A 12304-nucleotide genomic window follows, 5' to 3' on the forward strand; every position below is an offset into this window, starting at 1 on the left:
ATGGTCTATCCAATCCGCTGTTAATCTAGAACTTTTTAGTCTACTAGATTGTCAACTTTGAGTTGAGGGGTGGAGGGGTGAGAGGGCAGAGGGGTGAGGGGATAGAGGGAGATGACTCATCCACCCATCCACTCATCGATTCCCAGTCCCTCATTTCAACCTTGACAGACCACTAGAACATTAGCGATCAAGTAAGTGCCCCCTCTAACCCTGATGGATCTGCCTGATGGATCTGGTAGACATAAACCCCCCCAATATCGAGGGATGGAGCAGGACCAATTTTGTCTACAGAAAACTTCAGATCTGCTCTGGCGAGCAAGGTTTCATAGGCTTGGTTCGACACCTTAAAGTCGCCCAGTTCGTGCAATCCAGACCAGAGGGCTTGGGATTCTAATGCCGCCAGTTCTGCATGACCGTGCTGATGAGCGATCGCAATGATGTGATGGTGATAGTCTTTTAGGGCACGTTGCCAAGCACCGCGATCGCGCGGGTCATACGTTCGCAAAAACTCATCGCCAACGACAAACAAGCCACCAGGCTTGAGATTTTGTTTCACCTGTTCAAGATAGTTAGCTTTTTGCGATCGCTCAATATGATGATCAGAAAACGAAGAACAGATGTAATCAAAAGCGTTGGGCTGCACAAAACTACAACTATCTGCATGCACAACGGTGACAAAATCGCACTGATGAAAGCGTTTTTCTAGCCGTTGAAGACAAACTTGATCAATCTCGATCGCAACGATCTCTACATTAGGTAATGTTGCGAGCCGTTTTGTGAAAATCCCCGTTCCCGCACCCAACTCTAGAATTCGGCAACGCCGCGACTCCTCATTTTGTTTTTGTCGATGACTCGCAATGCTGTCAAGCATTTTTGCCATCATTTCTTTATAGTAAGCATGATCCTCTTCGTACTCGTCATACGTGTTGATTTCGATGTAGCGAGACATTTCTGCTTTAAGCAGATTCGCTTCGGGTAAGGCTTTCACAAAGGCGGTTTCGGATTTCATCGAATTTCTGAATAATTGAATCTGCATTCGTTCCTCTAAGATTTACTTGAGAAGCTTGAGCCGTTTTGAAAACATCTTTCAGCGCCTTTTTATAATGATTCACTTCTACCGAAGCGGCGCAAAATCGAATTAGCTTTTGATTTCCTTTACTTGTCATCTCATAGTCATATCTCGCTAAAAGCTCGCCATCTTGTTCTGTTTCAATGATTGAGAAGTCTAAATTTGGAGGAATCTGAAATTTCTCAATCAGGCGTAAATATTGATCTTTGAGCATGACGAAGACATCGTATTTATTGGCATGTCTCAGCAAAATCCCGATGCTTTGATCAAAATCTCGCAATTTTGAGAAAACAAACAGGCGCTGACTCAAACGATTTGCCGTTTCCCAAATCTCAATTCCAGATTCGTCAGGCCAAAAATGCTCAAGATTGTCAACTAATGCTACAGCGCGCACGCGAGGATTCAGCGAATTTTTTTGCAAATCAACCAAGCAGTGGGGATACTGATCGGCGGGTAGGGAAAACCTTGATCCCGTTGAGCCGACAGATTGAATCTGTTGACCCATTTCTCCCAACCGGCTGAGAAATAGCTGACGAAAGCAGTTGTTGTTACGAACATATTCATTGTCCATCAACAAAGACATGCCCGCATCGACAACGACATCGGCTTCTACTGCGGTTGCAAGAGCCGCTCTGCTTAAGTCATCGCTCAACCATTTTTCCCAATTAGAACTTGAGGCTTTGAAACTCACCCAATCTTCGGCTTCTCGCAGATCTCCTCCCAGAATGTCATGCAGCAGTTTGGATAACCCTTTTCGGGTGGTTCCGTCGATCGATGCTAAATGAGCTAAAGGCCCTGACAGATCAGCTTGATAAAGTCGTAATAACTTGAGATGGGGAATTCGGGCGGTGAGAAAGCCAATTTCAAAGTTTAGCCAAGGGCGCTTAAACCCTCGGTGGGTAATGCAAACAACGCAAACATCGGCGGAGTGTGATGCTGCTTCAGCAATCTCAGTCTGAGACGCATCTGAGGTAATATCAACACTTACGACTTGAGTTTGAAGGGAAGGATGCTTAAGGATGGTATTGCTCAGGTGTTCTGCCAAAGTTTTGCCGTCTATGCCTGAACAGAGTAGCAACACTTTTTTTCGCCTAGAGGTGGGCTTGGCAGCATTTGTGATTGCTTCGTTCCCTGCGATCGCGCTTGATACCACACTCAATTGCTCTTGGGGTGGCTGATTCTGAAATTCGGTCATTAAAATAGACTGAAGTTTGGCTAGCTTTCCAGGTCCCTTACCGAGAATCTTAAACTTTTTGTAGACTTCGCTTAGCCGCTTTCGCGTTGCTTCTGGCTCAATATCTAGCTTTTTAGCAATCTGATCGGTTGAGTCGCCATTGAGTGCCAAAGATAAAGTTTCTAGCTCAATATCCGAGACGCCGCGCTGTACGGCAGTCGTCTTGAGAAAGCTGTCAAAAGTCACAATAATAGTCACTGTAGAAAGTGCACCTCCAATTTTAATCACACAAGTGAAGATTTGACGGTCAATTCTACCTAACTTTAGTGTAACTTTACAGACAATTGCGGAGAGAATTTCAGGAGGCAGCGTTAAGAAAACTGTGTCTCAACAGAGCTTATAAAAATAAATAATAAATAGGATAGGTAGTAGAACACACGGCGGATGCAATCTGTTTCTACTACCTACAAGTTTAGTGATGAGGTCATCCGGCTTGCGATCGCGCGGTCGTTTTCGGTTCTACCACCAAGGTGATATTGGAGATACCCACCACCCGAACACTCTCGCCTTCCGGCAAGATGATGTCTTCCTGACAATAGGCATTCCACCAGGTGCTTCGATAGTACGCGCGCCCTAGCTGATGAGGATGGATCGTCTCAGTTACGATCGCTTCTCGCGCTAGCTCTTCTAAAAGATATGCAAAAGGCGGGGCAATGCGCTGTTCAAGATGTTTGGAAGGGTTGAAGATAAAGTAGAAGAATTCAACGGGATTAAACATTTAATTGACTCCTTGAGGGGCTAACTCACTTTGCGCTCACTCCTGCACTAAATTTGTTATCGAGATTTTCACTAATGTTATTTTATAGCTAACTATTCGTCAATACATAAAAACATTTTCGCTGGTATTTCTCACATAAAGTTACTTTTTATAGAGATTTACTGATGGACAATTGCGATTTACTGCGCCAAAACGCCCTCAAACCGTAGATTTATGCCGTTAATCACCGCAACTGGTTCAATTTGAAAAGATTGACAGCTTGAAATTAGCCGTATTTCCGTATTTACAGAAGTGCGGGTAACTTAAGTGAAGATAATATAGACGCTGGTTACTAAGACCTAGAGCCAAGTGCAGCAACTTTTTTGCAGCAGACTGGGGTTTACGCTCAACTTTAAAGGTTTAGGTCTAAAGGCGGAGTCAAAAGTTTAGCGTCACAAAGTTTAGGGGAGGCAGTCAAACAAGCCCTCCCCTGTAAGACAATTTTGCTTAATGACTCGGCTGCTCTAATGCAATCTAAGTTCTAGAGTGCAATCTAAGTTGTGGGTTGGGCATTGACAAGTTTCGCAGGCTTAACAAAGCCAAAATAGGCAGCTACGATCGCAGCTAGCGCGTTAAACCAAACATTGTTACCGTAAATTGGCATTAGACCAAAGGTTGTGTTGGTGGCAGGGATCAAGCCGAGAAGCGCGATCGCAACATACATCACCGCAAAGCCTTGATTATAGACCAACGATCCGCTAAAGCTTGTGGCCGCAGCAATGCCGATCAGCCCGACTACAATGTGAACAGCATTATGCAGAAAATTGGTCGGAAAGATGCCAAACACATGACCATAGCCCTGCGGGGATATAAGTCTGGGTACAACTACATCGGTAACGGGCGCACTGCTCGGAAGCTGCATAAACGCCGGAATAAATCCAGCAATTCCGACAAAAAGAAACACGATACCGAGAATGAAAGCGACAGTACGTTCGCTGACAACCAGTTTTTTGAATAGACCTAACATTTGCTCTTGCATATTATGACCTTGCAAAATTATTAAATGGTATGGCGAACTGCACAGCAGTTTACGGCTAATTACTATTTCAAGTTTTCGTGATTTGAGAGAGAAAATCAGCCGTTTTGCTTGCTATCCTGCTTCCTATTCAATAAGACTTTACAAACAAAAAATCTATCGAAAGGCATCATTAGAAGCGGCGGAAATCTCAACCTTATTAGGAGTATAAACCGCTCTCCACATTGCCTCTGAAGACTGAAGAAATTAGCAATAATAGAAATATCCGAAAGAGCAAAGCATACTATGAGAATTCAGTCTTCTGTACTGGTTCACTTGGGATTTGGTAAGTACGTGCGTTCTGATCAGGTAACCGCCGTCATTCCCATTGACGAAGATCGAGGTCCGGGTCGTCGGACGTTTGTGCATGTGCAAGGTCAGAGCGATCCTGTGATTGCCTCCCGTGCCGAAGATTCGATCGTGCGTGATTTAGTTCAAGAGCCGCGTGAGGTGACACAGGCTCGTCAGCAGCAAGAAATTTTGCAGGATCTGCTAACAGATTTGCAGAATCTTAATGGCACAGTTCGGCGATTTACCCGCGATGAAGGTGGATTGGATCTTGAGCGCTTAGAAAGGCGAATTCGAGACATCGTTCAAGACGTTGGTGAAGAATAGTTATAGCCAGAAACCTGTTTAAGTTTTAGCAACGTTGCTAAAACTTTTTTAGTTTTTACAAGGTTTTCATCAGCGACCCCAAGCGGCGATCGTGACGTTAGAAATCTCAAATTCAACCTGTTTCCATTGGCTAATGTCAGGCTTATAGAGTTTCTTGAAGGCTGCTTCGGTTAACAGTAATTCGTCTATTCCGGCAATATCTTCGCCAAGTTTAGAGGCAAAATTTACCTCGCTGCCATACAGGTCGTTTGAGTATGGCTCACTGCCTTCAATAATCAACATATCGCCGTATCCAATACCAATGCTGGCATGAAGCCCAGCCGCGTTGAGGCGTCGGAAGATTTCGATCGCTGCTTGAACCGCAAAATCTACATCAGGAAGCACCGCAAACACGTTATCTGCATCCAGCTTAATCACTGTGCCACAGTACGTCATGACGGTTGGAATGACAATGGACTGCATGTGCTGAATGACAGTTAGCGTCGCGATAATGCCTTGCTGAACCGTCGTTTTCGAGAACCCAGACATATCTAAAACAAGAACGGCTTGGGTTTGACTAAAAATGTCTTGAATTTCCTGATCGATTGTGTCGTATTCTACCTCTGAGGCAAATCGTCGCTTAAAGAGAAGTTGTTCTAGGGTTGATCGCGAGTTATGTTTGTTTATCTTTTGCATCGTCAGCGAGAGGTGAGGAAAGGAGCTACTCGAAGAGATGATCTTCAAATCTTCTAAATCTAGACTTCCCTCAGCCCTCTATTTACTTTGCAGCTTTGGTAGCGTGTGCCATTTTTTTCATTCGTTCAAAGCTTAAGCCAGTGACACCCAGAGTTACTAGCAATATGCCGACCACTTGAATTTGCGCCAGTTGGCTTTGCAGCACGATCGCGGCTAATACGGCTGTCAACACTGGGCCGCTAGACGCAATAATTGATGAGCGTGCTGCACCCATATATCGCACCCCAAAATTATTGGTGAGGTATCCAAGCAGGGTCAATGCACCGAGAACGAATCCCCCGATCGCTAGCCCAAATCGATTTTCTGCCAACACTGAGACACCCAAATCGATCGGAGATAGCGATAGACTCAGGCTCGATAAAAATAGAATAGTGATGAACTGCACCAAGCTGACTGGAACCGGATGGAGCCTCTTGAAACCGAGTTGCATCAACACGAGGTAAAACGCAAACGACACGCCCGCTAAAACGGCGGCAAAAACGCCCCCTCCACTCACCGCCGTTTTCGACAGCGAGGGAATTGCGGTAAACACGACGCCTAGCAAAATTAAAACCATAACGCCAACTCGCAGGCGAGACGGCTGATCGCCAAAGAGCCACCATGCCAAGGGAACGGTAACGAGGGGATACATGAATAAAATGGTGACAGCCGCACTTGGACCAATTTGCCCGATCGCAATGTAGATCAAAACCTGAGAGAGAAAAAGAAAGCCGCCGCTTCCCACAATGTTGAGCAAGAGGCGACGATCGCGGCTGAGTACAAAATTTCTGATTTCCGTCCATACTGGCGGGTAAAGCGATCCCGCGATCGCAGCCATCATTGGCACAACAATCAGCATTCGTACCCACAAAATCAGCAACGAATTCCCTAGACTCGGTTGGATAAATCCGCCCAAGGAGACTAACCCAAACAAATTACTAGGCTTACCTAAAATGATTCTGACGATGATGTTGTGCACCGAGAGCGAGATTGTCGAGAGCAGGACGAGCCACAGCCCGATCTGGAGTTTTGCAACTAGACTTTTCGCCTTTGGGCTATCTCGAACGGGTAAGGGAGCCGCCGGAAACTCTAAAGGGATAGGCTTTGCGTCAGGAGGAAAAGCAGCACTGCCAGTGTGCGAATCGGTCTGCTGCACGGCTTCTCGCAGCGATCGCACCTGGGTTTGTAACATTTCTACCTCCTGCTGCAACGTTTCTTTCGTCAATTGCAGATGGGCAATATCGTGAGACAGTTGCCCTGAAATGTCGGGAAGATGTGGCGGATTGTGCGACCCTGAAGAAGTGGATTGCGGAAGTTCTAGACCCATTCGTACGTCACCCTTAAGCGTTCATCAACCTGGTTAATAGTATTCCCATTAAACTATTGATGAGCAAAATGCGACGAGCAAAATGTGAAGTAAGCGATTTTAGTTTGCAAAAAGTAACTTGAGGAGCGTAAAGATCACGATGCCCAACCCCGCCGCGACCGGAATCGTGATCAACCAGGTCAACCCGATCGATCGCACAGTTTTAAACTGAATGGATTTGATGCCTTGCACCAATCCGACTCCAACGACGCCACCAACCAAGGCATGGGAGGTTGAAACCGGCAAGCCAAACCGAGACGCCATCAAAATCGTGGTTGCAGTTGCCAGTTCTGCACAAAATCCGCCGCTTGGCTGAAGAGCAATGATGCCTTCTCCGATCGTGGCGATCACTTTTTTACCCAGTGCTGCCAACCCTCCGACAATGCCAACTCCGCCGAGGATCAGCACCCAAAGGGGAACCTCGAAGTCTTCTAGAGGCACGGTTTGGTTTTGGTAAATGTGGGCGATCGCAGCGAGAGGGGCGATCGCGTTGCCAACATCGTTTGAGCCGTGGGCAAATGCCACAAAACAGGCGCTGACGATCTGAAATCGCGCGATCAACGGTTCGAGCGACGGCTGAGGGGAGGTGTCTATCTGCCGCCAACTGCTGAAGGAAAGCGCGATCGCGCCTCCTGCCCCGATCAGGATAGGTAGATCGTGGCTCGGAAGAGTAACGCTGAAGTGATCGGAGATCCAGGTGTGGATCGGATTGCTCAGGGTGGGGAGAACAATCACGCCAAAAATGCCCATCAGGGCTGTGCTGAGCCAGGGAATCCATTCTTGGAATTGGGCGATCGCGTGGGGGTGATTGAGAATTTGGCGGGTGATCAGGCTGTAAAAGCTAGCCGCGATCGCACCGCTTACCACTGGAGTGATCATCCACGTTACGAAAATGATGCCTAGGGATCGCCAATCGACGGCTTGAGATCCGATCGCGACCCACCCGATCCCTGCGATCGCGCCGACGGTGGCATGAGACGACGACACAGGAAAACCAAACACCGTTGCGATATTAAGCCAAACTCCTGCTGCAATCAGCACTGCCATCATCGCCACCACCAAGACTTGAGGCGCATCAGCAAACCCGTGAGGATCGACGACTCCCGTTGCCAGTTTTCCGGAGACGTTCTGCCCAAACAGAACCGCGCCTGTAAATTCTAAAATTCCAGCAATCCACAAGGCTTGTTTAAAGGTGACAGCCTTAGCCCCAACAGACGTACCCATGGAGTTGGCAACATCATTGGCACCGAGGTTCCAGGCTAAGTAGAACGCTAAAAAACAGGAGATAACTAAAAAAAAGTGTGGCATGACCTCCGGAAACCTGCGCGCCGCCTGTGAAGCATAGTACAGAACGGGTGGGCGAGTAACCCCTCCTGAGAAACGGCTGCAAGGTAAAAATCGGGGCTGTCTTTGCCTAAAGGAATGCCTCCTTTAACGTCTAACGCCAAACCGCCCCTTTGCCCTGATTTTTAGACCTGCAAGCCCTGCCCGATGGCCTCGTTTGAGGCTAGCGCAGCCCGACCTGAAGCTGATGTTTCGCTTCGGCTAATGCCTCAGGAAGCTTGCTGGCATCGCGTCCGCCTGCTTGAGCCAGATTTGGGCGACCACCCCCGCCGCCGCCGCAAAGCTTCGCGATCGCACCGACCAATTTCCCCGCCTGCACGCCTCGCTGCACCACGCCCGAACTGAAAGCCGCCACAAAGCTCACCTTTCCTTCTTCTGGCACAGATCCTAAAACCACTGCCCCTTCGCCTAGCTTTTGCAGCAATTGTTCCGCCGCTTTCTGAAGCGATGCCGCATCAATCCCATCGAGTTGAGTGACCAAAATCTTGAAGGTGCCGATCGATTCTGCTTGAGTAAGAAGCTGATCGGCTTTTGCGATCGCAAGCTGTCCTTTCAAGGCTTCCAGTTGTTTTTGCGTGGTTTTCAACTCGGTTTGCAACGAGGTCACCCGATCGACGATTTCCTCAGGTCTGACCTTAAAGCGATCGCTGAGATCTTTGACCACCGCCTCACGCACATTGAGATATTCCAGCACCGCAGGTCCCGAAACCGCTTCGATCCGCCGGATGCCTGCCGCAACACCTGCCTCGGAAATCACTTTGAACAGCCCAATTTCAGCCGTGTTGCTCACATGGGTGCCGCCGCAAAGCTCCATCGACACCCCCGGAAAATCGATCACGCGGACATGATCGCCGTATTTTTCACCAAACATAGCGATCGCGCCTTTTTCCCTGGCATCGGCAATCGGCATCACCGAAATCTGAGCGTCGTAGGCTTCGGCGATCCAAGTATTGATTTGGGCTTCGATTTGCTGAAGCTGATCGACCGTCAAAGGCTTGGCATAGTTAAAGTCAAACCGCAAGCGATCGAAGTTCACGAGAGAACCGGCTTGCGAAATTGCCTCATCGACAATTTTTTTTAAGGCTGCTTGCAGCAAGTGGGTCGCAGAATGATTTGCCGCCGAGCGCCGCCGACAGGCAAGATCAATCTGAGCCGTCACCGTTGCGCCGACGTGCAGAGTGCCGCGCTCGACCCGCCCAAAATGCACGAAAAAGGCAGATTCTTTTTTCACATCCTCCACGCGCACCACTACTGCATCGCCTGACAAATAGCCGCGATCGCCAATCTGCCCACCAGATTCGGCATAAAATGGGGTTCGATTTAAAACAATCTGCACCTCTGTCCCTGCTTCAACGCGATTGACCGGTTCGCCATCGACCAACAGCAGTTCGACCGTGGATTGGCTACTAGAGCGTTGATAGCCCAAAAATTCGGTTTCCTGCATCTCACTGGCTAGCTGATCGAGCGTTCCTTGAACCGTGAGATCGATCGTTTTGTGGGCATCTCGTCCACGTTTACGCTGCGCCTCCATCTGGGCTTCAAAGCCTGCCATATCCACCGTCAAGCCTTTTTCAAGGGCAACTTCTTCGGTGAGCTCGACGGGGAAGCCGTAGGTGTCGTATAGCTCAAACGCGTCTTTACCGGAAATTTGCGTCGTTGCCTGACCCAAAATATCGGAGAGCAGCTTCTCACCGCGATCGAGGGTTTTGCGGAAGCGCTCTTCTTCGGCATGAAGCTCGGCTTTGATGGAGTCTGCTTTGGCTCGCACCATGGGATAAGCAGATTGGGCAAGGGCGATCGCCCGTTCTGCAACCTCTGGCGTAAAGTCTCGCTCAATGCCGATCAACCGACCGTGGCGCACCACCCGGCGAATCAGCCGCCGCAACACATAACCGCGCCCTTCGTTAGACGGGGTAATGCCCTCTGCAATCATGTGCACTACCGCGCGGACGTGATCCCCAATCACTTTCAGCGAAACCTGGGTTCCATCTTCTACGTGGGCATAGTCAACGCCTGCGATCGCGGCGGCGGCTTCCACAATCGGAAAAATCAGATCGGTTTCGTAGTTATTCGGCACGTTTTGGAGGATCTGAGCCATCCGCTCTAACCCCAATCCTGTGTCGATATTTTTGCTTTGCAGCGGCGTCAAGTTTCCGTCTGCGTCTCGGTTGTACTGCATGAAGACGAGATTGTAAAACTCAATAAATCGCGTGTCGTCTTCTAGATCGATCGTGTCGTCTCCGCGCTCAGGGTGAAAGTCGTAATAAAGCTCAGAACACGGCCCGCAGGGCCCTGTAGCACCCGACGCCCAAAAGTTATCATCGGCTCCCATGCGCTGAATGCGATGCGCCGGAATGCCGATTTCATCTCGCCAAATGGCAAACGCTTCGTCATCTTCCTCAAATACGCTCACCACCACGCGATCGGGGGGCAGCCCAAAGGTTTTGGTCGAGAGTTCCCATGCCCACGCGATCGCTTGCGACTTAAAATAATCCCCAAAGCTAAAGTTGCCCAACATCTCAAAGAAGGTGTGATGCCGTGCGGTGCGTCCCACATTTTCAATGTCATTCGTGCGAATGCATTTTTGAGCCGTTGTCGCCCGCAGAAACTCCGCTTGGCGCTGTCCGAGAAAAATCGGTTTAAAGGGCAACATTCCTGCGATCGTCAGCAAGACGGTCGGATCTTCAGGAACCAATGAGGCACTGGGTAAAACGTGGTGCTTGCGGGCGGCAAAGAAATCGAGGAATGTCTGCCGAATTTCAGCACCGCTCAGAAAACTAGACATGGGGTTGTGGGCTTTGACGAAGGGTGGGATTTGACGATTTAACGTTGACGATTTAACTAAAAGTTGATTATTTGACCAAAACTATTTGACCAAAAATGATTCTACCTATCTTAATCATGCCGCAGGATCTTCACCAAGACAGGATACTTTTGAAATTTGTGGGGTTTGTTGAAAAGCCGCAGTTTTCTTGCCACCCCGCCAGAGCTAAAATATCCGCTTCAAGCCTCGGATCAGCCGTCCAACCCCTGCGATCGCAGTGTCGCGATCTAACGCCCCGTAAGCCACGCGCAAATAGCACCCCGTTTCCAACCCAAAAGTTGAGCCAGGCAGCACCGCAACGCCATCCTCACAAATCAGCCGTTCTACGACCTCCATTGACGATAAATCGGTCTGAACGTTTAGCAGAAAATAAAATGCGCCATGGGCAGGCGGAACCGTACAGAACTGAGAAATAGAGCTGAGTTCTTGCAACACGATATCTCGCACCTCTGCGATCGCGGCAATCTTCTCCTGGCAGTATGCTTTTCCGGCTTCTAAAGCGCCCAGAGCAGCATACTGAGAAATCACCGCCGGACAAATCACATTGGTATCCTGAATTTTTTGAATTGATTCGAGCAAATGGGCGGGAACGACCATATACCCAATGCGCCAGCTTGCAAACCCGTAAGCTTTTGAGAGACTAAACAATGAAATAGTATGGTTGCCGCTGCCGGAAGGCGATCCGGGTGACACATGAGGAACGCCATACGTAAAATATTCATACGTCTCATCACTAATATGATAAAGATGGTGTTGCTGGCATAATTGGTTTACCGTTCGCAGATCGGCTTCTGAGTAGACTGCACCTGTGGGATTGTTGGGTGAAATAGTGACAATTGCTCGTGTTTTCTCAGTGATAGCTTGGCGAATGCGATCGCATTGCAATTGATGATGTTCATCAGTAGGAACAACGATCGCTCGACAGCTTGCGATCGCGATCGCCATCTCATGATTAAAGTAGTACGGAGCTTGCAAAATCACGTCATCGCCTGGATCGGTAATCGCCAAAATTGCGTTCAAAAAACCCATATTGCTCCCAGCCGTCACCACGATATTTTGGGCAGAGACATCCATGCCATTTTCAGTTTGCAGCTTTTGGGCAATCCGCGATCGCAGGGCGGCAATGCCCTCTACAGCCTGGTATTTGTGATTGTTGGGCTGACTGAGAAACTTGCTAATCTGCGCGATCGCTTGGGGCGGCGGCGGATAGCTCACCACTCCCTGACCGAGAGAAATCGTTCCGGGATGTTGGCGAATCAGTTCACCCACGATCGGAATCATCGGCAACTGAACGGACTGCATCCGCAGGGCTTGCCTCATGGTGCTTCTCCTCATCTCGACTTTAGCCATTGATCACCCAATGATC

10 protein-coding genes are annotated in these 12304 nt (G+C 48.8%); 1 reads left to right on the forward strand and 9 read right to left on the reverse strand.

Translation table 11 applies throughout. The annotated features are described in order from the left end of the window. Positions 1 to 187 precede the first annotated feature (187 nt). From GS601_RS17915 to GS601_RS17930, 4 genes are all read right to left on the reverse strand, one after another. A complete protein-coding gene (locus GS601_RS17915; RefSeq protein WP_162424658.1) occupies positions 188 to 1009 on the reverse strand; it encodes a class I SAM-dependent methyltransferase in 822 nt (273 codons plus the stop codon). Next, complete coding sequence (locus GS601_RS17920; RefSeq protein WP_162424659.1) at positions 957 to 2489, reverse strand: helix-turn-helix transcriptional regulator; 1533 nt, start codon at positions 2487 to 2489, stop codon at positions 957 to 959. Before GS601_RS17920 ends, GS601_RS17915 begins: the two co-directional genes overlap by 53 nt. A gap of 238 nt (positions 2490 to 2727) precedes the next feature. Beyond that, positions 2728 to 3021, reverse strand: a complete 294-nt coding sequence (locus GS601_RS17925) for an NfeD family protein (RefSeq protein WP_162424660.1) — start codon at positions 3019 to 3021, stop codon at positions 2728 to 2730. Between the two features lie 532 nt (positions 3022 to 3553). Beyond that, positions 3554 to 4039, reverse strand: coding sequence for a DUF4383 domain-containing protein (locus GS601_RS17930; protein WP_162424661.1), 486 nt, complete (start codon positions 4037 to 4039; stop codon positions 3554 to 3556). Between the two features lie 282 nt (positions 4040 to 4321). Between GS601_RS17930 and GS601_RS17935 the strand changes: the two genes are divergently transcribed. Beyond that, entirely contained in the window at positions 4322 to 4690 is a 369-nt protein-coding gene (locus GS601_RS17935) for a hypothetical protein (RefSeq protein ID WP_162424662.1), read from the forward strand. Positions 4691 to 4759: 69 nt separating this feature from the next. Here the strand turns inward: GS601_RS17935 and GS601_RS17940 are convergent, their stop codons facing one another. The 5 genes from GS601_RS17940 to GS601_RS17960 form a co-directional block, all read right to left on the reverse strand. Beyond that, entirely contained in the window at positions 4760 to 5365 is a 606-nt protein-coding gene (locus GS601_RS17940; protein WP_162424663.1) for a nucleotidyl cyclase domain-containing protein, read from the reverse strand. 82 nt (positions 5366 to 5447) lie between these two features. Continuing rightward, positions 5448 to 6731 carry a DMT family transporter gene (locus tag GS601_RS17945; protein ID WP_162424664.1) on the reverse strand — a complete coding sequence of 428 codons (1284 nt, stop codon included), beginning with the start codon at positions 6729 to 6731 and terminating at the stop codon, positions 5448 to 5450. Between the two features lie 99 nt (positions 6732 to 6830). After that, entirely contained in the window at positions 6831 to 8078 is a 1248-nt protein-coding gene (locus tag GS601_RS17950; RefSeq protein WP_162424665.1) for an inorganic phosphate transporter, read from the reverse strand. Positions 8079 to 8277: 199 nt separating this feature from the next. Continuing rightward, positions 8278 to 10899, reverse strand: a complete 2622-nt coding sequence (gene alaS, locus GS601_RS17955; RefSeq protein ID WP_162424666.1) for an alanine--tRNA ligase — start codon at positions 10897 to 10899, stop codon at positions 8278 to 8280. Positions 10900 to 11103: 204 nt separating this feature from the next. Beyond that, positions 11104 to 12258, reverse strand: a complete 1155-nt coding sequence (locus GS601_RS17960) for a pyridoxal phosphate-dependent aminotransferase (protein ID WP_162424667.1) — start codon at positions 12256 to 12258, stop codon at positions 11104 to 11106. Positions 12259 to 12304: the final 46 nt, after the last annotated feature.

It is taken from the genome of Myxacorys almedinensis A, from assembly GCF_010091945.1.
Taxonomy (GTDB): Bacteria; Cyanobacteriota; Cyanobacteriia; order Leptolyngbyales; family Leptolyngbyaceae; genus Myxacorys; species Myxacorys almedinensis.

Coding starts and splice junctions, on each gene's coding strand:
- GS601_RS17915 (WP_162424658.1), bottom strand. CDS start 1,009: ATGAAATCCGAAACCGCCTTTGTGAAAGCCTTACCCGAAGCGAATCTG.
- GS601_RS17925 (WP_162424660.1), bottom strand. CDS start 3,021: ATGTTTAATCCCGTTGAATTCTTCTACTTTATCTTCAACCCTTCCAAA.
- GS601_RS17930 (WP_162424661.1), bottom strand. CDS start 4,039: ATGCAAGAGCAAATGTTAGGTCTATTCAAAAAACTGGTTGTCAGCGAA.
- GS601_RS17935 (WP_162424662.1), top strand. CDS start 4,322: ATGAGAATTCAGTCTTCTGTACTGGTTCACTTGGGATTTGGTAAGTAC.
- GS601_RS17940 (WP_162424663.1), bottom strand. CDS start 5,365: ATGCAAAAGATAAACAAACATAACTCGCGATCAACCCTAGAACAACTT.
- GS601_RS17945 (WP_162424664.1), bottom strand. CDS start 6,731: ATGGGTCTAGAACTTCCGCAATCCACTTCTTCAGGGTCGCACAATCCG.
- GS601_RS17950 (WP_162424665.1), bottom strand. CDS start 8,078: ATGCCACACTTTTTTTTAGTTATCTCCTGTTTTTTAGCGTTCTACTTA.
- alaS (WP_162424666.1), bottom strand. CDS start 10,899: ATGTCTAGTTTTCTGAGCGGTGCTGAAATTCGGCAGACATTCCTCGAT.
- GS601_RS17960 (WP_162424667.1), bottom strand. CDS start 12,258: ATGAGGCAAGCCCTGCGGATGCAGTCCGTTCAGTTGCCGATGATTCCG.